The 18,493-nt window shown below is 70.2% G+C and carries 15 protein-coding genes; 2 read left to right on the forward strand and 13 right to left on the reverse strand.

The annotated features are described in order from the left end of the window. Positions 1 to 5: 5 nt before the first annotated feature. From ACIP4Z_RS01015 to ACIP4Z_RS01070, 12 genes are all read right to left on the reverse strand, one after another. A complete protein-coding gene (locus ACIP4Z_RS01015; RefSeq protein WP_355334437.1) occupies positions 6 to 515 on the reverse strand; it encodes a hypothetical protein in 510 nt (169 codons plus the stop codon). Continuing rightward, positions 512 to 1,894, reverse strand: coding sequence for an MCE family protein (locus ACIP4Z_RS01020; protein WP_401304014.1), 1,383 nt, complete (start codon positions 1,892 to 1,894; stop codon positions 512 to 514). The genes ACIP4Z_RS01015 and ACIP4Z_RS01020 overlap by 4 nt, the downstream gene beginning before the upstream one ends. Further along, positions 1,894 to 3,066, reverse strand: coding sequence for an MCE family protein (locus ACIP4Z_RS01025; RefSeq protein ID WP_401304016.1), 1,173 nt, complete (start codon positions 3,064 to 3,066; stop codon positions 1,894 to 1,896). Before ACIP4Z_RS01025 ends, ACIP4Z_RS01020 begins: the two co-directional genes overlap by 1 nt. Continuing rightward, positions 3,063 to 4,187, reverse strand: coding sequence for an MCE family protein (locus tag ACIP4Z_RS01030; RefSeq protein WP_391043753.1), 1,125 nt, complete (start codon positions 4,185 to 4,187; stop codon positions 3,063 to 3,065). The genes ACIP4Z_RS01025 and ACIP4Z_RS01030 overlap by 4 nt, the downstream gene beginning before the upstream one ends. Further along, entirely contained in the window at positions 4,184 to 5,269 is a 1,086-nt protein-coding gene (locus ACIP4Z_RS01035; RefSeq protein WP_401304019.1) for an MCE family protein, read from the reverse strand. Before ACIP4Z_RS01035 ends, ACIP4Z_RS01030 begins: the two co-directional genes overlap by 4 nt. Further along, positions 5,266 to 6,300, reverse strand: a complete 1,035-nt coding sequence (locus ACIP4Z_RS01040; protein ID WP_391043749.1) for an MCE family protein — start codon at positions 6,298 to 6,300, stop codon at positions 5,266 to 5,268. The genes ACIP4Z_RS01035 and ACIP4Z_RS01040 overlap by 4 nt, the downstream gene beginning before the upstream one ends. Then, entirely contained in the window at positions 6,297 to 7,667 is a 1,371-nt protein-coding gene (locus ACIP4Z_RS01045; RefSeq protein ID WP_401304022.1) for an MCE family protein, read from the reverse strand. The genes ACIP4Z_RS01040 and ACIP4Z_RS01045 overlap by 4 nt, the downstream gene beginning before the upstream one ends. Continuing rightward, positions 7,664 to 8,545, reverse strand: coding sequence for an ABC transporter permease (locus ACIP4Z_RS01050; RefSeq protein WP_391160018.1), 882 nt, complete (start codon positions 8,543 to 8,545; stop codon positions 7,664 to 7,666). Before ACIP4Z_RS01050 ends, ACIP4Z_RS01045 begins: the two co-directional genes overlap by 4 nt. Before the next feature lie 3 nt (positions 8,546 to 8,548). Continuing rightward, positions 8,549 to 9,400 carry an ABC transporter permease gene (locus ACIP4Z_RS01055; protein ID WP_188279770.1) on the reverse strand — a complete coding sequence of 284 codons (852 nt, stop codon included), beginning with the start codon at positions 9,398 to 9,400 and terminating at the stop codon, positions 8,549 to 8,551. Beyond that, on the reverse strand, positions 9,397 to 10,377 hold the full coding sequence (locus tag ACIP4Z_RS01060; protein WP_355334456.1) for an ATP-binding cassette domain-containing protein: 981 nt from the start codon (positions 10,375 to 10,377) through the stop codon (positions 9,397 to 9,399). The genes ACIP4Z_RS01055 and ACIP4Z_RS01060 overlap by 4 nt, the downstream gene beginning before the upstream one ends. 18 nt (positions 10,378 to 10,395) lie before the next feature. Continuing rightward, positions 10,396 to 12,168: a DUF6801 domain-containing protein gene (locus tag ACIP4Z_RS01065; protein WP_401304027.1), complete on the reverse strand. Its 1,773-nt coding sequence runs from the start codon at positions 12,166 to 12,168 to the stop codon at positions 10,396 to 10,398. Between the two features lie 259 nt (positions 12,169 to 12,427). Next, a complete protein-coding gene (locus ACIP4Z_RS01070) occupies positions 12,428 to 13,060 on the reverse strand; it encodes a hypothetical protein (protein WP_355334461.1) in 633 nt (210 codons plus the stop codon). Between the two features lie 502 nt (positions 13,061 to 13,562). Between ACIP4Z_RS01070 and ACIP4Z_RS01075 the strand changes: the two genes are divergently transcribed. Continuing rightward, entirely contained in the window at positions 13,563 to 14,831 is a 1,269-nt protein-coding gene (locus tag ACIP4Z_RS01075) for a helix-turn-helix domain-containing protein (RefSeq protein WP_391160020.1), read from the forward strand. Here ACIP4Z_RS01075 and ACIP4Z_RS01080 read toward each other — a convergent pair. Then, positions 14,819 to 17,065: a discoidin domain-containing protein gene (locus tag ACIP4Z_RS01080; RefSeq protein WP_401304031.1), complete on the reverse strand. Its 2,247-nt coding sequence runs from the start codon at positions 17,063 to 17,065 to the stop codon at positions 14,819 to 14,821. The genes ACIP4Z_RS01075 and ACIP4Z_RS01080 overlap by 13 nt on opposite strands. Before the next feature lie 170 nt (positions 17,066 to 17,235). Here ACIP4Z_RS01080 and ACIP4Z_RS01085 point away from each other — a divergent pair, with 170 nt between their 5' ends. Continuing rightward, positions 17,236 to 18,261 (forward strand): LacI family DNA-binding transcriptional regulator, encoded by a 1,026-nt coding sequence (locus tag ACIP4Z_RS01085; protein ID WP_188279764.1) that lies wholly within the window; start codon positions 17,236 to 17,238, stop codon positions 18,259 to 18,261. Positions 18,262 to 18,493 lie beyond the last annotated feature (232 nt).

Raw genomic sequence — 18,493 nt, forward strand, 5'->3', positions numbered from 1 at the left:
CTCTCCTAGCTCGCGCCGACGGGCACCGCGGTGAGCGCCGTGAGTTTCCAGCCGTCCGAGGTACGGGACAGGCCCGCCTCGAACCGCTTGCGGTCGGTGGTGGCCGCGCCGCCGCGCGGCATGACCCGGACCTGCACGGTCGCGATGAGCTTCGCCGTACCGGCCCTGGTGTCGAGTTCGGTGACCGCCGCGTCGGTGACCGTGCCCCGGGTGGAGGTGCCGGACTGCTTGAGCGCGGCGGCGTCCGCGGTGTGCGTACGGCTCATGCGGTCGTGCAGCGGCCCGGTCGTCGTGTCCAGCCAGGCCGCGAGGTCGCGGTCCAGGTGGGCCGCGTCCACCGTGTTCAGCCGGGTGATGTCCCGCTGCCCGTCGGTCAGTACGGCGTCGCGGGCCTTGGCGTAATTGAGCGTGCCGTCGCCGCGCGTGTCCGCGTACGACCAGGCGCCGAGCGCGCACACCACGGCGGCGACCGCCCACGCGGTGACCCAGACCAGGGTGGACCGGCGGGCGCTCATCGGGTGCCCCCGAAGCCCGTGCCCCCGAAACGCGTGTCCCCGAAGCCCGTGTCCCCGGAGCGCGTGTCACCGAACCGCGTGTCGCCGAGGCCGAGCAGATCCGCCATCGTGCCGCCGCTGGGCCCGGTCGGCAGCGAGGGCAGGCCCAGCGCTCCCGGCAGCACGCTCGTGCCGTACGTCGTCGTCCCGGTGGACGGGCCCGCGGCGGACGGGGTCCCGGCGCCGGTCGGCAGCACCGAGCCGGGCTGCACGGGGTTCGGGACGCCCCCGCCGTTCGGGGCGTTGGCCGAGCCGCGCACGTCGGTGCCGGAGGAGGCGGGGGCGGTGCAGCGGGCCGCGGTGTTGAGGGCGGTGGCGGGCGCCTTGGTGTCGAGGCCGTTGCGGTACGTGGTGCCGCCGTATCCGGAGGTGCAGGGCAGCGGGGAGAAGAAGGTGACGGCCATGCCGAAGTGCAGGCCCTTGCCGTCCACCGCCGTCGATCCGGCGGCGGCCACCGCGGGCACCTTGACCAGGAATTCCTCGATGCCGTGCTGCCGGGTGACGGCCACGTCCGAGGTGGTCAGCAAGTTGGCCAGGACGACGCTGAGTTGGGGTCCGACGTCCCGCAGCAGCGCGCTGACCTGTCCGGCCGCGTCGGGCGCCGCGGCGATGAGCCGTCGCAGGTCGGTGTCGGAGTCGTTGAGCTGCTTGGCGAGCTGACTGGCGCTGCTGGCGAAGGACTTGATGGCGTCGCCCTCGTCGGCCTGCGTGCGCAGCACCGTCCGCCCGTCGGCCATCAGCGTGATGTTGCCGGGCAGGTTCATGTCCGCGGCGGAGATGAACTCGCCGCTGGTGTCGAGCAGCGACTGGAGGTTGTCGCCCTGTCCCGCGAACGCCTTGCCGAATTCGTCGACGACGGTCTGAAGGGACTTCAACGGGACCGATCCGGCCAGGCTGTTGACGCTGGTGAGCAGGTTGGTGACGGGCGCGGGGATGGTGGTGTCGGCGCGTTCGACGCGGGAGCCGTCGGCGAGATACGGCCCCTGGTCGGTGGTCGGCCGCAGGTCGATGTACTGCTCGCCGACGGCGGACAGGCTGGCGACGACGGCCTTGAGGTGGGAGGGGATGTGCGGCGCGGAGTCGTTGATCCGCAAGGACGCCTCCACGCCGTCGTCGGTGAGTCTGATCGGGCCGACCCGGCCGACCGAGACACCGCGGTAGGTGACGTTGGCGTGCTCGAACAGGCCGCCCGCTTCAGGGAGTTCGACCTTGACGGTGTAGTAGCCGCGCAGGCCCACGTACCGGCCGAGGTCGGCGTAGCGGACGCCGATGAAGCCGAGCACGAGCACGGCGATCAGCAGGAAGGCGATGTTCTTGGCGATGGTGACGCGGGTCAGCATCAGCGGCCCCCGGTCCTGGTCGAGCCGGTGACCGACGGCAGCGGCAGCGGGATGCCCGCCTCCCGCAGCTTCTTGTCGACGGTCCTCGTCCGGTCGGCCTTGGCGTGCGCGGACATCGGGTTCTCGGGGTCGGGCGGGTAGACGTTCCCGGACGCGGGCATCTCGGGGATGAGCTGCGTGCCGGGTACGGCGGTCAGGTCGAGGTAGACGTTGAGGTAGTCGCCCTTGACGCCGTTGAGGACCTCGTCGGTGAACGGGTAGGTGACCAGCACCTGGAGCGAGTCGGGCAGCGCGTCGCCCGCGTCGGCGAGCCGTCGCAGGGTGGGCGCGAGGGCCTTGAGGTCGGCGACCATGTCGTCCTTGCTGCGGTTGACGGTGTCCACCGCGACGCCGGAGAGCGTGTCCAGCGAGCGCAGCATGGTGACCAGCGAGCCGCGCTGCTGTTCCAGCACCTTCAGTCCGGGGCTGAGGCCGGTCAGTACGGTGCCGATCTTCTGGTCGCGGGCGGCGAGGGTGGCGGACAGTTCGTTGACGCCGTCGAGCGCGTCGGTGATGTCCTGCTTGTGGGCGTCGAGGTCGCTGACGAGCGTGTCGACCTGGTGGAGCATGGAGCGGATCTGCGGTTCGTTGCCGGTCAGGGCCTTGTTCAGCTCCACCGAGATGGTCTTGAGCTGGGCGACGCCGCCGCCGTTGAGCAGCATGGACAGTGCGCCGAAGACCTCTTCGACCTCGGGGTTGCGGTTGGTGCGCGAGGCGGGGATGACGGCGCCGTCGCGCAGGGTGCCGCTGGCGGCCCGCGTGCCGGGCGGCGCGGAGAGCTGGATGTACTTCTCGCCGAGCAGGCTGGACTGTTCCAGGTACGCGTACGCGTTGGCGGGCAGCCGCACCTTGCCGTTGACCTTCATGGTGACGGTCGCGGACCAGCCGTCGGCGCCGAGGCCGATCTTGGTGACGCGGCCGACGGCGACGTCGTTGACGCGTACGGACGCCTGCGGGACGAGGTCGAGGACGTCGGCGAAGTCGGCCTTGACGGTGTAGGGGTGGCCGCCGAGGTCGGCGCCGCCGGGCAACGGCACGTTCTGGACGTTCAGCGAGCAGCCGGCGAGGGCGAGCGCGAGCAGCGCGGTCCCGCCGACGGTGGCGGCGCTCCCCCGGGTGTGCGGACGCTTCATCGGGCCGCCCCCTTGGTGTAGACGGTGCCGACCGCCGGCAGGGGCAGCGGCAGGGTCTTGGCGTCCTTGGCCGCGGGCGTGAAGTCGGAGCCGGTCCTTGCGGTGTCCTTGGCGGCGGCGGGCGAGATGTCGCCGCCCATGCTCAGTTCGTTGATGTTGGCGCGCCCGTCGATGGTGCCGTGCTGCGGGTCGTAGGCGTTGAGGAGGTTGTCGGCGGCCAGCGGCGCGGTGTCGAGGAGTTCGGCGAGTGAGGCGCGCTGGTCGACCAACGTCTGGGTGATCGGGGCGAGTTTGCCGATGCTGGTCTTCAGCCGGGCCCGGTTGTCCTGGATGAAGGTCTTCACCTGGCCGAGCGCGGTGGACAGTTGGTGCAGCGCGCCGCCCAGGTTCTCCTTGTCCTCGGCCAGGAAGCCGCTGACGGTGGAGAGTTGGTCGGTGGCGGCCCGTACCTTGCCGTCGTTGTTCTTCAGCATGGTGGTGAAGGACTGGAGGTAGGACAGGGTCGCGAAGAGGTCGTCGCTGTGGCCGTTGAGGGTCTTGGTGGCCTGGCCGAGCTGGTCGATGCTGTCGCCGATGGCCTTGCCGTTGCCGTCGAGGTTCTTCGCGCCGGTGTCGAGGAGGTTCGACAGGGCGCCGGTGGCGTTGGCGCCGTTCGGGCCGAGGGCGTCGCTGAGCCGGGTGATGCTCTCGTAGAGCTGGTCGACCTCGACGGGGGTCGCGGTGCGGGTGGCCGGGATGACGGTGCCCGCGGTGATCCGGGGGCCGCCGGTGTAGGCCGGGGTGAGCTGGATGTAGCGGTCGGCGACGACGCTGGGCGCGACGACGACGGCGCCGGCTCCCGCGGGGACCTTCACCCCGTGGTCGAGGACCAGCACGACCTTGACCTGCTTGCCCTGCGGCTTCACCGAGTCGACGGTGCCGACCTTGACGCCGAGCACGCGCAGGTCGGATCCGGCGTAGACGCCCACGGCGTGGTCGAAGTAGGCGGTGATCCTGGTGCCGTCGGGGCCGCCGAAGAGGCGTACGCCGCCGTAGGCGAGGGCCGCGAGGACGACGGCGAGCACCGTGCCGAGGGCGATGGCCCGCCGCTCTCGCGCGGCGCGGCCGGTGGATGCCTTCACGATGTGCCTCCCGTCGCCTTGGGCGGCTCGCACCCGGTCGTCGGCTGGGTGCCCGGGGGCAGATAGCTCTTGGGGACCAGGCCGCACAGATAGCTGTCGAACCAGCGGCCGTTGCCGAGGGTGTTGCCGACCAGCCGGTAGTAGGGCCCGGCCAGGGCGAGCGCCTTGTCGAGGCTGGACTGGTTGGCGAGCAGTACGCCGGTGACCCGGTCGAGGGCGTCCAGGGTCGGGCCGAGCTGCCGGTTGTTGTCGGCGACCAGGCCGTTGAGCTGGGTGCCGAGGTCCTGGGTGCCGGTGAGCAGCGCGTGGATGGCGTCGCGGCGCTTCTGGATCTCGCCGAGCAGCAGGTTGCCGTCCGAGATCAGCGTCTGGAAGCGGCTGTTCTGGTCGGAGAGGGTCTTGGTGAGCTGCTTGCTGCCCGCGAGCAGGTCGGCGAGCTGGGCGTCCCGGCTGGAGATGGTCCGCGACAGCGACGACAGGCCGGTGGCGGCGCTGCGTACCGAGGCCGGGGTGTCCTTGAAGGTGTCGGAGAGGGTCTGGAAGCTGGCGGCGAGCTGCGTGGTGTCGATCGACCCGAGGGTGTTGCCGAGGCCGTCGAGCGCCTGCGTGACGTCGTACGGCGAGGTGGTGCGGGTCCTGGGGATGCGCTGGCCGGGGTTCTGCGCGCGGCTGCCGAGCGGGTCGACGGCCAGGTACTTCTCGCCGAGCAGCGTCTTGATGCCGATGGCGGCGGTGCTGGCGTCGCCGATCCAGGTGTCCTTGACGCGGAAGGTGACCTTGACCTGGGCGCCGTCCAGCGACACCCCGGTGACCTTGCCGACCTTGACGCCCGCGACCCGCACCTCGTTGCCGGACCTGAGCCCGGCGGCCTCGGTGAAGCTCGCGCTGTACGTGGTGCCGCCGCCGATCAGCGGGAGCGCGTCCGCGTTGTACGCGACCAGGCCGGCCAGGGCGAGCACGAGCAGGCCGACGGTGCCGACGAGGACGGGGCTGCGTTCGCGCAGCGGCCGGAAAAAGGGGCGGCCCCGGCGCGCGGGGGCGCGGAAGCGGAGGCGCGGGGTCGGTATGCGGGGGCGGTTCATGACCGGCACCTCGATTCGGTGATCGCTATGCCGGTGGGCGGCTTGCTGCCGTCGGAGGTGGTGACCCCGGCGACGGTGGCCTGGCAGAGGTAGAGGTTGAGCCAGGAGCCGTAGGAGGCGAGCCGGCCGATGGTCTGGAGCTTGGCCGGGGTCTTGGTGAGGAAGTTCTCCAACTGCGGTGTGTTATCGGCGAGGTTGGTGGACAGCCGGCCGAGCTGGGCGATGGAGTCCTTCAGCGGCTGGCGGCCGTCGGTGAGCAACCCGGCGGTACTGGTGGTGAGTTGGGAGATCGCGGTGATCGACTGGCCGATCGGTTCGCGGTCGGAGGCGAAGCCGCTGACGAGCTGCTGGAGTGAGGTCACCAGGTCGTTGAACCCGGCCTCACGGGTGTTCACCGTGGTGAGCACCGAGTTGAGGTTGTCGATGACCTGGCCGATCACCTTGTCCTTGGCGGCGAGCGTCGTGGTCAGCGAACCGACGTTGCTGATCAGGCTGTCGACGGTGCCGCCCTCGCCCTGGAGCACCTGGACGATCTCGCCCGCGAGCTGGTTGACGTCCTTGGGCGACAGGCCCTGGAACAGCGGCTGGAAGCCGTTGAAGAGCTGGGTGAGGTCGAGGGCCGGGGTGGTGCGCTGGAGCGGGATGGTGTCGCCGGGGGCGAGCGCCTGGCCGACCGGTCCCGTGCCCTGCTGGAGGTCGATGTACCGCTGGCCGACCATGTTGAGGTACTTGATGGTGGCGGTCACCGAGCCGGGCAGCTTCCGGGCGCGCTGCACCGAGAAGTGCACCTGCGCGACGCGGTGGTCGACGACCTTGATCGAGTCGACCTGGCCGACCTTGACCCCGGCGATCCGGACGCTGTCGCCCGAGGTGAGGCCGGTGGCGTCGGTGAACCGGGCGTTATAGCCGGAGGTGTCGCCGACGTCGGTTCCGCCCGCGATGCTCACCGCGAGGACGGTGGTGGCCAGCGCGGTGACCAGGATGAAGATCAGCGACTTGACGATCGGTCCGACGAGGCTGCGGCGCTTCACCGCACCGTCACCTCCGCCCCTCGGTAGACGGGACCGGTGAGCAGGCTGCTCCAGTCGGGGAGCGAGCCGGGGTCGGTGCCGATGCCCGGCGCGAGGAGTTCGTTGATCAGCTCGTTCTCCTGCGGGGAGTTGGCCGGGGAGTCGGTGGTGGTCACGCTGGACGTGGACGCCGTGGACGTCGTGGACGTCGTGGCGGTCGGCGAGGTCGCGGACTTCGTGGAGTGCGTCGCGGCCGGTGCGCCGCCGCGGCCGGTGTACGGGACCGGGTAGCACTGCGGGCCGCCGCTCGCGTCGTACACCGGGGTGTCCTTGCCGGGGACGTACTTGCCGCGGGACGGCACGCTGGTGAGGTTGACATGCAGGCCCGGCTCGTGGGTGCCCTTGCCGAGCGCCTTGTCCATGACGGGGACGAAGGCGGCCAGGGTGCGCAGCGTGCAGGGGAAGGACGGGGAGTACTTCGCGAGCAGCCCGAGGGTGCCGCGGCTGTCGGCGGTCAGCCGGATGATGGTGTCCTTGTTCTGCCGCAGATACGTCGTCAGGTCCTGCGCGGTGGCGGTGGTACTGCCGTACACGCTGTTGAGGTCGGCCTGTTCCTCGGCGATGGTGCCGCTGGTCCTGGTGAAGTCGGTGAGGGCCTGCACGATGTCGGGCGCGGCGGCGTTGTAGACGTGGCTGACGGTGACGAGCTGCTTGATGTCGTCGTTCAGCACGGGCAGTTCGGGGTTGAGCTTGGTCAGGTAGCGGTCGAGCTGGACGAGGGTGGTGCCGAGCTGGGTGCCGCGGCCGTCGAGCGCGGTCGCGACGGCGTTGAGGGTCGCGGCGAGCTTCTGCGGCTGGACGGCGGTGAGCAGCGGCAGCACGTTGTCGAGCACCTGCTGGAGCTCGATGGCGTCGCTGGAACGGTCCTGGGCGATGGTGCTGTCGGCGGCGAGGGTGGGGCCGCCACCGGTGGTGTCGGTGCCCGCGGGAGGTACGAGGGCCACGAAGCGTTCGCCGAACAGCGTGGTGGGCAGCATCTGCGCGGTGACGTCCGCGGGGATGCGCTTGAGCTGGCCGGGGTCGATGGCGAGGTTGAGCCGGGCGCCGTCGCCGTCGGCGCTGATCGAGGCGACCCGGCCGACGACGACCCCGCGCAGTTTCACGTCGGCGCCCTGGTGCATCTCGTTGCCGACGGTGCCGGTCTCCAGGTGGACGGTCGCGGTGTCGCTGAACGTCTTGTCGTAGACGGCGACCGCGAGCCAGGCCAGCAGCGCGGGCACCAGCAGGAAGACGACGCCGGCGGTCCTGCGGCGGGCGGTGGCGCCGCCGGTCGGGCGGCGGCGCGGGGCCGGGGGCGCTCCGGCGGGACGGGTGTCGGTGGTGGTCATCCCGCCACCCGCACCGTCGTGGTGGCGCCCCAGATCGCCAGGCTGAGGAAGAAGTCGGTGATCGAGATGATCACGATGGCGTTGCGCACCGAGCGGCCGACGGCGATGCCGACGCCCGCGGGGCCGCCCTTGGCGGTGAACCCGTAGTAGCAGTGGGCGAGGATCACGATGACGCTGAAGATCAGCACTTTCAGTCCGGAGAGCAGGACGTCCTGCGGGGACAGGAAGAGGTTGAAGTAGTGGTCGTAGGTGCCCGCGGACTGGCCGTTGAACATGACGGTGACCATCCGGGAGGCGACGTAGCTGCTGAGCAGGCCGATGCCGTAGAGCGGGACGATGGCGACGACCCCGGCGATGATCCGGGTGGTGACCAGGTACGGCATGCTGCGCAGGCCCATGCCCTCCAGCGCGTCGATCTCCTCGTTGATCCGCATCGCGCCGAGCTGGGCGGTGAATCCGGCGCCGACGGTGGCCGACAGGGCCAGGCCCGCGACGAGCGGGGCGATCTCGCGGGTGTTGAAGTAGGCGGAGATGAAGCCGGTGAACGCGGCGGTGCCGAGCTGGTTCATCGCCGCGTAGCCCTGGAGGCCGACGACGGTGCCGGTGGCGAGGGTCATGCCGATCATCACGCCGACGGTGCCGCCGATGACGCCGAGGCCGCCGCTGCCGAACACGACCTCGGCGAGCAGGCGTTGGACCTCTTTGAGGTACCGGCGCAAGGTGCGCGGGATCCACAGCACGGCGGTGATGTGGAAGATGAAGTGGTCGCCGGTCTCGTCCAGCCAGTGCAGCCAGCGGCCGGTGTTCCGGCGTCGGCGCGGCCGTGGTCCTTCGGGCGGCGGCTCGGCCTGCGGGGTGTCCTTGTCCAGGAGCGCCATCGCTCAGGCTCCCTTCTGCGGGACGAGCTGGAGGTAGATCGCGGTCAGGACGACGTTCACCAGGAACAGCAGCAGGAAGGTGATGACGACGGACTGGTTGACCGCGTCGCCGACGCCCTTGGGGCCGCCCTTGGGGTGCAGGCCGCGGTAGGCGGCGACGATGCCCGCGATGAAGCCGAAGATCACGGCCTTGATCTCGCTGATGTAAAGGTCGGGGAGCTGGGCGAGCGCGGAGAAGCTGGACAGGTACGCGCCGGGGGTGCCGTGCTGGACGATGACGTTGAAGAAGTAGCCGCCCGCGGTGCCGACGACCGAGACCAGGCCGTTGAGGAAGACCGCGACGAGCATCGTCGCCAGGACGCGCGGCACGATCAGCCGCTGCACCGGGGAGACGCCCATCACCTCCATCGCGTCCAGTTCCTCGCGGATCTTGCGCGAGCCGAGGTCGGCGCAGATGGCGCTGCCGCCCGCGCCCGCGATGAGCAAGGCGACGATCAGCGGGCTCGCCTGCTGGATGACGGCCAGCACGCTGGCGCCGCCGGTGAACGACTGGGCGCCCAACTGCTGTGCCAGTGAGCCGACTTGCAGGGCGATGACGGCGCCGAAGGGGATCGAGACCAGGGCGGCGGGCAGGATCGTCACGCTGGCCACGAACCAGAACTGCTCGATGAGTTCGCGCATCTGGAACGGCCTGCGGAAGGTGTCGCGCACGGTGGTGGCGGCGAGCGTCATGAGCTGCCCGGTCTCGCGCAGCGCGCCGGTGCCGGGGATCGGGCGGCGCGGGACGGTGACGCGTTCGGGGCGCGGCGGGGTCGGCTCGGGTCCCGGTCCCGGGACCCGTACGGGCGCGGTCATGCGGGCTCCCCCTGGACGGGGACGAGTCCGGCCTGTACGGCTTCGCGGGTCGCGGCCGGGAGCTGGTCCCACATGGCCAGGACGCGGGCCCTGCGGCGCTGTACCGCCTGCCGGGGCGGCAGTCCGGGTGACGGTTCGAGCTGCGGCGCGACGCGGCGCGGGGCCGCGGGCAGCTCGCGGCCGTTCAACTGCTCGCGGGCCAGGGCCGCTTCGTCCTTCTCCTCCGACATCCCGATCGGTCCGTCGCGGCGTCCGCTGAGGAACTGCCGTACGACCGGCTCGTTGCTGGTGAGCAGCAGCTCGCGGGGGCCGAAGGCGACCAGTTCGCGGCGGAAGAGCATGCCCATGTTGTCGGGCACGGTCGAGGCGATGTCGAGGTTGTGGGTGACGATCAGCATCGTCGCGTCGATCTGCGCGTTGAGGTCGATGAGGAGCTGCGAGATGAACGAGGTGCGGACCGGGTCGAGGCCGGAGTCGGGTTCGTCGCACAGGATGATCTGCGGGTCGAGCACCAGGGCGCGGGCGAGTCCCGCGCGTTTGCGCATGCCGCCGGATATCTCGCCCGGCAGTTTGCCCTCGGCACCGAGGAGGCCGACCATGTCGACCCGCTCCATGACGATGCGGCGGATCTCTGACTCCTTTTTCCTGGTGTGCTCGCGCAGCGGGAAGGCGATGTTGTCGAAGAGGTTCATCGACCCGAAGAGCGCGCCGTCCTGGAACATCAGGCCGAACATCTTGCGCGCCTCGTAGATGTCGCGCTCCGGGCTGTTCACCATGTCGACGCCGCCGACGAGCACCCGGCCGCGTTCGGGCTTGAGCAGGCCGATGAGCGATTTCAGGAATACCGTCTTGCCGGTTCCGGAAGGGCCGAGCATCACGCTGACTTCACCGGGCGGCAGTGTGAGCGTGACGTCCTGCCAGACGTTCTGCGTACCAAAGGACTTGGTGAGTCCTTCGACGATCACTTCGATTCCCATTGCACCTCCCGGAGCTGATCAGTGGTGGGGCGGTTCGGGAAAGGCGATCTCCGGATCGCATCCCGAGGCCGCGATGGGCACGCACAGCGGTCCCTGGATGAGATTCAGTGAGTTGCCGTGCCCCGATATCGCCGAGGTGAAGAGGGAATTCAGGTTCTCTCCGTGGCTGCCGCAGCCGGTGAACGGGGGAATGTAGAGGTCGTCCTGGGCCAGCGGCCCGCCGTCCTGCACTCCGTAGTCCGTGGGTCCGGTCGGGCGGCCGGTCAGTGAACTGCGGTCGTAGCCGACGAGTTTGATGTCCAGCGGCGCCGAGGCGCGGCAGTCGGCGCCGACGTCCAGCGGTACGCCGTTGACCTTGACGTCGGACAGCCGCAGTTCCTGCTTGCCGTAGATGGTGCTGGTGGTGATCGTGCCGAGGTTGCTGGTGCCGACCGTGACGACGGTCATCAGGCCCTTGGGGAGCAGTTCCATCCGGGCGGTGACCGGCACGAACCCGAAGGTCAGGAAGGTGGTGTCGGACGGCGGCAGGGCCAGCTTCGCGATCGAGTCGATCTCGAAGTACTGCTTGAGCGGGTCGGGGTCGGTGAACTCCGTCCAGATGCTCTTCTGCACGACGGTGACGCGGGTCGGCTTCTTGGTCAGGTCGTTGATGACCGCCGCGCCCTTGAGCTTGAAGACGTTGGAGTAGCCGGTGACGTAACCGCACTGGGAGTACGGGGGGAACGGCGGGTCGCCGGGGCCGGGGCTGCGGACGGCGTTGGGCGGCCGGGGAATGGAGTCCATGACCGCGGGGTCGGTGTCGCCTTCCGGCGGGTCCTCGCAGTCGTGCACGCCGGAGTGCGGGGGCGAGGCCAGCGTGATGGTGTTGCGGCCCTCGGACCGGGCGGAGTCGGGGGCTCCGTCGCCCGCGTCCTCGCCGGTCTTGCCGACGCCCGCGCGGGAGCCGGTGCGCGGCGTGGGGGCGGCGGCCGAGGAGCCGCCGGGCGCGGTGGCGTGGCCGGGTCCCGAGGAGCCGCCGGGGGTGCCGGGGACGGAGACGGTACCGAGGAGGTCGCCCTGGTCGGGCTTGGGGGCGCAGGTGCCGATGATGTCGGCGGCGTCCTTGGCGGCCTGGCCCGTACCGGCGGAGTCCGCGGCCGTGCCGGTCACGCTGTCGGCGCCGGACGTGCTGTCGGTGCCGGTGCCGGTCGCGCTGTCGGTGCCGGTGCTCGGGGAGTCGGGCGGTGCGGACGCGGGGTCGGTCACGGGGCTGAGCTTGAGGTCCAACTCCCCTGCGGTGAAGCGCACTTCGCCGGAGGCGGTGACCGTCAGCGGCGGCACCGCGCCGCCGAAGGTGAGCACCAGGTCCCCGTCGCCCTTGAGCGGTGTCGAGGGGGCGGTCAGTCCCGGCCATACGGCGTCCGCTCGCGAAGTGCCCTGCGCGACATGGGCGGTGAGGCTCGCGGCGCCGGTCAGGGCTGTGGTGCCGGCGGGCAGCAGCGCCTCGGCGCCGGCCCGCGGCATGGTGACCGTCGCCGTCAGGTCGCCCGGCTGGATGGGCTTTCCGACCACGGCGGTGTCCGGGTAGTTCTGCACCAGCGCGACGGTGACGTCCTGGACGACGGCCTTGTCGGTGCCGCCGGAGCCGTCGGCGGCTGTACCGGCGGGGAAGGCGCACGCGTATCCGAGGGTCACCTTGCCGTCCGGGCCGCTGGCCGCGGAGTCGGGTCCTGGCAGCAGTCCGGCCAGGAGCGCCGCCGCTGCGACAGCGGCGAACCGCACCGCGCGGCGCGGCTTCACGGCACCCCTCATTACGGAACTCCTCAGGAAGGCGTCGGCGACGCAGGACATTACGGTCGAGTAATAAGGCCCCACAAGTGATCGACCGGACGAATATTCGACGGTGTGGACCGGGGCGGATTTCCTGTCACCGAATGACAAAACACAAGCGGAGTTTTGTCCTCCAGTGCGTGTTCGGGACCCCGGCCGCCACTGCGGCGGTCCGGGGTCCCGGTTCGGCCGGCGCGGGCTTCAGCGGTCGCGGCGGCCGGTGTTACGCGAGGGGCGGGGCTCAGGGAGAGACGACCTTCAGCGTCGTGGGGGTCACGACGTAGCCGGCCGAGTAGGTGGCCAGGTCGTTGTTGTTGATCAGGCCGAGGCACAGACCGGAGACGTTGTACGCCTTGAGGGTGCCGCCGGTGATGGCCAGCGTGTGGGTGGAGTTGGTGTACGTGGCGTTGAGGGTGGCGCCGTTGCCCACGCCGCTGGGGTCGGCGAAGGTCGCGTTGCACAGACCGGACAGGGTGGCCTTGACGCCGGTCAGCGTGCCGGTGGTGACGCCCGCGGACGTGGTGGCGGCGGTGCCGGTCAGCGTCCACGGGGTGCCCTGGGCGGCGACGGAGAAGGTGATGCCGCCGACCTTGCAGGTGTTCCACGAGACGGTGTTGATGGTGCCGAGGGTGCCGCCGTGCGAACCGTTGGTCACGGTGGCGGTGGCCGCCGACGAGGTGCAGGTGAGCTTGGTGCCCGTGGTGGTGTCGGTCAGCGTGGGCGTGGTGGCCGTCGCGGTGATCGCACCGGTCGACGAGCTGCCCGAGACGGTGTACGTGACGGCCGAGGCCGGGCTGACCGCGAGGCCGAGCGCCGCCGCCATCGCGGCACCGGTGACCATGGTTCCCTTGGCGGTCCTGGAGAGCTTGTGCACGGGCTGATCCTTCCTGGGAGATGACGTACCTGATAAACCGGCTTCCGCGTCTTCCATGTGTGGCGGGAAGGGGAATTCGGTTACGACTCACTACCTGGAACGTGGCACCGATTCCGCTCGGTTGCCCTTGCGGAGCAGGACGTTACGCACGGGTAACCCGGAGGCGCAATAATCCCGGCCAAGATTCTCCGGCGGACCCTACTCTCGGGTATTTTTCTGTCACGGAAGCAACAGTGCGCCGGGATTTTTTATAAGCAAGTGAGCAAGTCGGCCGCACGGTGCGCGCATCGGCCGGCCCGACGGGCGATCACCCGGAGTGCAACCATGGCCATCGGTCGCCGTCGCCCACCGTCGCGGGCCTGACACGTTTCCGTGTGCAAGGTGCTGCGTTCCGTACGCGATTGGTCTATGTTGCAGCGAGGTTGCCCGCGACTACCATGCGTGGCACACCACTTCACCGGTTCACCGGCCAGCAGGGCCGTCGCGGGAGGGGGGTACGGACATGACCGTAACGCGGCAGACGCCGGAGCAGGCGGAATCAATCGGTCCGATTCCACGGGAGTTCGCCGCCATCATGCGGCCGGAACTCCCCAGCCTTTTAAAAGAGATGGCCACGGAAATCGTCACCACGATCCCCGAATACGGCCACTTGCTGGAGGGCCCGAACGCCCGGGTGATCAAAATCGGTATCGAGCAGAGCATCGCCACTTTCGTCGACCGGGTGGCCGCGCCGACCGCGACCACCGCGCTCCGCGACGACCTGTGCCGCCAGTTCGGCCGCTTCGAGGCGTACGAGGGCCGCAGCCTGGACAACCTCCAGGCCGCGTACCGCATCGGCTGCCAGGTGGCGCTGCGCCGGGTGCGCAGCGTGGGCCGCCGCTACAACCTGTCGGCGTCCTTCATGCTGACCTTCGCCGACGCGCTCTTCGCGTACATGGGCGATCTCGCCGAACTCTCCCGCGAGGGCTATGTGCAGGCGATGGCGGAACTGGGCGAGGAGCCCGACAATCGCCGCCGCCGACTGCTGCGGCGGATTCTCAACGGCGCCTCCGTGGCCCGCAGCGCGCTGGCGGAGCTGGCCGAGCACTCGGCGTGGCCGCTGCCGGAGGAGGTGACGCTGATCGCGGTCGCCCCCGACACGCGTCCGGCCGGGGCGGCGCTCGACAAGGACATCCTGATGGACTTCGCGGACCCGGAGCCGCATCTGCTGGTGCCGGGACCGTTCACCGACGAGCGGCGGGAGCGGCTGCACGCGGCGCTCAACGGCTGCCGGGCGGCGATCGGGCTGACCACCTCGCTGAGCGAGGCCGCGGATTCGCTGCGCTGGGCCCGGCACACACTGGCGCTGGCCGACGCCGGGATCATCGACGACGACTCGGTGGCGCTGAGCGAGAACCATCTGCTGCCGCTGTGGTTATTGGGCGATCCCGCGCTGGTCGCGCAGATCGCCAAGCGCTATCTGGGGCCGCTGGTCGGGCTGACCGCCACCCAGCGCGCCCGGCTGATCGACACCCTGCGGATCTGGCTGACCACCCGCGGCACCGCGGCGCAGATCGCCGACCAGCTCGGCGTGCACCCGCAGACCGTGCGCTACCGGATCCGTATCCTCGACCGCGCTTTCGGCGACCAACTCGCCCGCCCCGACGACCGGTTCGCCACCGAGATCGCGCTGCGCGCGCTGCACCTCCAGGAGAACGGCGAAACGCCGGACGGCGGCCTCCTGTCGGAGGACCGCCGCCCGGCGCGCGACCCCTCACGTTACGAGGAGTAGACCTCGAACTCGGAGATCTGGCCCGCGGGCCAGCCGGTGTTGCCGGTGATGGTCAGCCGTACGTAGCGGGCGCTCGCGGGAGTCACCGGGATGGTGACGGTGTTCCCGCTCGCGGGGTTGAAGGTGTAGCCCGCGGACGACTTCAGCGTGCTGTAGGTGTTGTTGTCGGTGGAGCCGAGGACGCTCAGCGTCTCGGTCCGGGTGGCCCACGCCGTGGAGGGCGGGAGCTTGAGGACGACCCGGCCGACGGTCCTGGCCGCGCCGAGGTCGACGGTCAGCGACTGCGGGAAGGCGTTGTTGGTGCTCTCCCAGTAGCTGTTGGCGTTGCCGTCCACCGCGTTGCCCGCGACGTAGACATCGGAGTGACCGGTGTCGGAGGCCGGGTGCCCCTGGGCCAGGTTGCCCGAGGCCGGGGTGGTGGGGGGCGTGGTCGGCGGGGTGGTCGGGTTGCCCGAGCCCGGCTGCGGCCAGGTGGAGCAGTCGTTCCAGTTGCTGTCCCAACCGCTGTTGCCCGCACCGCGGTTGATGGTGAAGGCGGGCAGGTTCGCCGGGTAGGAGCAGTTGTACGTACCCGTCGCGCCGGTGCCGGTGGCCGTCACATTGGTGAAGGTCGCGGAGCCGGGCGTCTCGGCCTGCACCACGACCGTGCCGGTGTTGCTGGCCGTCGCGCCGCTGACGGTCACGCCGTTGATGGTGTAGCCGTGGCCGCCGCCGGAGACGAACTCGAAGTCGCTGTACGGGCTGCCGATGAAGGTCGTGTTGCTGATCCGGATGTCGTTGTTGATCGCGTAGTCGTAGCTGTCGACGCGCAACGCACCCATCGGGTGGCCCCAGTTGGGGTTCAGCGCGCCGGTACGGATCAGGGTGTTGCCGGAGACCGTGACGGTGCCGGACAGCGGGTTGAAGGGCTGGAGGAACGCCTGGTTGGAGATGGCGATGCCGCCGCCGAGCGCGTTGGTGTCGGCGATCACGTTGTTGGAGACGGTGTTGTTGCTGCCGCCGTAGATCGCGATGCCGTTGGCCAGGTTGGGCTGCACGATGGTGTTGTTGCTGAAGGTGTTGCCCGTGTCGGGCGCGCCGAGCGACCACATGGCGAGACTGTCGTCGCCCTGGTTGCGCAGGAAGTTGTTCTTCACCTGGACGCCGTTGGCGCTGCCGTCCAGGTTGAGGCCGTCGGCGGTGGTGCCGAGGATGCGGTTGTTCTGCACCACGAGGTTGTTGTTGTTGCCGGTCAGCCACAGACCGCACTTCTCGCGCTGCACCCAGATCCCGGAGACCACCGAGTTCGGGCCGAGGCTGCCGGTGATGAAGCTGTCGGGCGAGCCGTCGTTGCGGACGCTGACCTCGCCGAAGACGGCGAAGTCGTACAGCTTGGTGTTGCCGCTCGCGCTGGTCTGGTCGATCAGGTGCGAGCTGTGCAGGACGGAGTACCAGTTGCCCGCGCCGCGGATGGTGACGCCGTCGGCCTGGATGGTGGAGCCCAGCTTGAAGTCGCCGGACGGGATCCAGACCTCCTTGCCCTGCGACTTCGCCTGGGCGATGGTCGCGTTGAAGGCGCTGGTGGAGTCGGCGCCCCCGGTGGCGTCGGCGCCGTTGCTGACGACGGATATGGAGTTCGCCGGCGCGCTCGCCGCCCCCGCCACCTGCTCGAAGTCGGCGACGTCGATGGTGGCCTGGCCGGTGTCGCCCGCGTCGAGCTGGAGCTTGACCTTGGCGCCGGCGGCCAGATTCTGGCCCAGCTTGATCCGCGAGTCGTCGAAGAAGTGGTGGGTCTTGGAACCGGCGATCCACGACGTGTCGACGTAGCTGTACTGCGCGGTGACCGCCAGCTTCTGGCTGATCTTGGTGCCGTTGACGTAGACCGAGACGGTGCCTGAGGCGCCGCGCGGCAGGTTGTAGGCGACATCCACCGCGTTGGCCGGGGAGGTCAGGGTGAACTCGACGTACTTGCCCTGGCCGTTGAGGCTGACCGCGCGGCGGCCCGACGCCTCGGAGGCGACGGTGGACTGGGTGTAGTCGGGGCCGACCGCCGAGCCGTTGGTGGCGGCGGCCTCGGCCTCGTACTCGGTGAACGGGACGCTCGCGCCTCCGCTCACGGCGAAGGGCGAGACGGTCGATACGGAGGGGGCGGCGCTGGCCGACTGGGCCGTCACGGCGAGCGCGAGCCCGCCCGCGACGACCGCCGCCGCGGTGGCGGAAGCCAACCAGGCCGTGGAACGACGTCTGTTGTCCATGGGGTGGGGGGTGTCCCTTCTGACTGGAGTCACAGAGGTGACGCACACCCTAGAGATGTCATGCATGAGACAGCAAGATGTCGATTGGATTTCGCAAAATTTGGATGGCTTGCAGAGATCTCGCAAATTCACCGCAAGAAACTTGCGCCACCTGTACTAGAATCGACGCCATGACACGACGACTTGCCGAGGTGGCAAAGAAGGTCGGGGTGAGTGAGGCCACCGTCAGCCGCGTGCTGAACGGGAAGCCTGGCGTCTCCGACGGAACCCGGGCAGCGGTCCTCACCGCTCTTGACGTGCTCGGTTACGAACGGCCCACCCAGCTCCGGGGGGAACGCGCCCGGCTGGTCGGCATGGTCATGCCCGAGCTGCAAAATCCGATCTTCCCGGCTTTCGCCGAGGTGGTCGGCGGCGCGCTGGCGCAGCAGGGCTTCACCCCGGTGCTGTGCACCCAGACCGCGGGCGGCGTCTCCGAGGCCGACTACGTGGAACTGCTGCTCCAGCAGCATGTCTCCGGCGTGGTCTTCTTCGGCGGGCTCTACGCCCAGGCCGAGTCACCGCACGACCACTACGCGCGGCTGGCCGAGCGCAATCTGCCCACCGTGCTGATGAACGCGGCCATCGACCATCTCGACTTCCCGCGCGTCAGTTGTGACGACGCGGTCGCGGTCGAGCAGGCGATGAACCACCTCATCTCGCTCGGCCATCAGCGGATAGCCCTCGTGCTCGGCCCGCCCGACCACGTACCGTCGCGCCGCAAGCTCGCCGCCGCCCGCCGGGTCGACCCGTCGGTGACCGTCGAGCACGCGCTGTTCACGCTGGAGGGCGGCCAGGCGGCGGCCAGCCGGCTGCTCGCGCGCGGCATCACGGCCTTCATCTGCGCGAGCGACCTGCTGGCGCTCGGCACCATAAGGGCGGCTCGCAGAAGGCGGCTGTCGGTGCCGGAGGACGTGTCGGTAATCGGTTACGACGACTCGTCGCTGATGAACTGCACAGAGCCGCCGCTGACCACCGTCCGGCAGCCGATCGAGGCGATGGGCCGGGCGGCCGTGGACCTGCTGGCCGGAGAGATCAGCGGTGCGTCGGTCGACCACGACGAGCTGTTCTTCGAACCGGAACTGGTAGTACGCGGTTCCACCGGTCCCGCCCCGCACCCCTCCCGCCTCCCCCACCCGGAGGCCCGCGCCAACGTCTGACCCCGCACCACGAGTCACCCGCGAACCCGGACCTGAGCCAGGGCCCGAACCAGGGCCCGAGCCAGGATCAGGGCCAGGACCTGGGCTGAGTTTGTCCCCGGCTCGGCCCGAGCTCAGCCATGCCACCGCGGCGGCGGGGGGGGGGTGCCAGGCGCCCCCCCCGCCCCCCCGGCCGCGCCCCCCGCGGCCCCCCCGCCGCGGCCCCCCGGGGGGCGCCCGGCGCGCCCCCCCG

Source organism: Streptomyces sp. NPDC088910, assembly GCF_044749865.1.
Lineage (GTDB): Bacteria > Actinomycetota > Actinomycetes > Streptomycetales > Streptomycetaceae > Actinacidiphila.

What these genes read in the sequence shown, in the direction of transcription:
- ACIP4Z_RS01015 (WP_355334437.1), bottom strand. Translation starts at nt 515, where the DNA reads ATGAGCGCCCGCCGGTCCACCCTGGTCTGGGTCACCGCGTGGGCGGTC.
- ACIP4Z_RS01020 (WP_401304014.1), bottom strand. Translation starts at nt 1,894, where the DNA reads ATGCTGACCCGCGTCACCATCGCCAAGAACATCGCCTTCCTGCTGATC.
- ACIP4Z_RS01025 (WP_401304016.1), bottom strand. Translation starts at nt 3,066, where the DNA reads ATGAAGCGTCCGCACACCCGGGGGAGCGCCGCCACCGTCGGCGGGACC.
- ACIP4Z_RS01035 (WP_401304019.1), bottom strand. Translation starts at nt 5,269, where the DNA reads ATGAACCGCCCCCGCATACCGACCCCGCGCCTCCGCTTCCGCGCCCCC.
- ACIP4Z_RS01045 (WP_401304022.1), bottom strand. Translation starts at nt 7,667, where the DNA reads ATGACCACCACCGACACCCGTCCCGCCGGAGCGCCCCCGGCCCCGCGC.
- ACIP4Z_RS01050 (WP_391160018.1), bottom strand. Translation starts at nt 8,545, where the DNA reads ATGGCGCTCCTGGACAAGGACACCCCGCAGGCCGAGCCGCCGCCCGAA.
- ACIP4Z_RS01055 (WP_188279770.1), bottom strand. Translation starts at nt 9,400, where the DNA reads ATGACCGCGCCCGTACGGGTCCCGGGACCGGGACCCGAGCCGACCCCG.
- ACIP4Z_RS01060 (WP_355334456.1), bottom strand. Translation starts at nt 10,377, where the DNA reads ATGGGAATCGAAGTGATCGTCGAAGGACTCACCAAGTCCTTTGGTACG.
- ACIP4Z_RS01065 (WP_401304027.1), bottom strand. Translation starts at nt 12,168, where the DNA reads ATGAGGGGTGCCGTGAAGCCGCGCCGCGCGGTGCGGTTCGCCGCTGTC.
- ACIP4Z_RS01075 (WP_391160020.1), top strand. Translation starts at nt 13,563, where the DNA reads ATGACCGTAACGCGGCAGACGCCGGAGCAGGCGGAATCAATCGGTCCG.
- ACIP4Z_RS01080 (WP_401304031.1), bottom strand. Translation starts at nt 17,065, where the DNA reads ATGGACAACAGACGTCGTTCCACGGCCTGGTTGGCTTCCGCCACCGCG.
- ACIP4Z_RS01085 (WP_188279764.1), top strand. Translation starts at nt 17,236, where the DNA reads ATGACACGACGACTTGCCGAGGTGGCAAAGAAGGTCGGGGTGAGTGAG.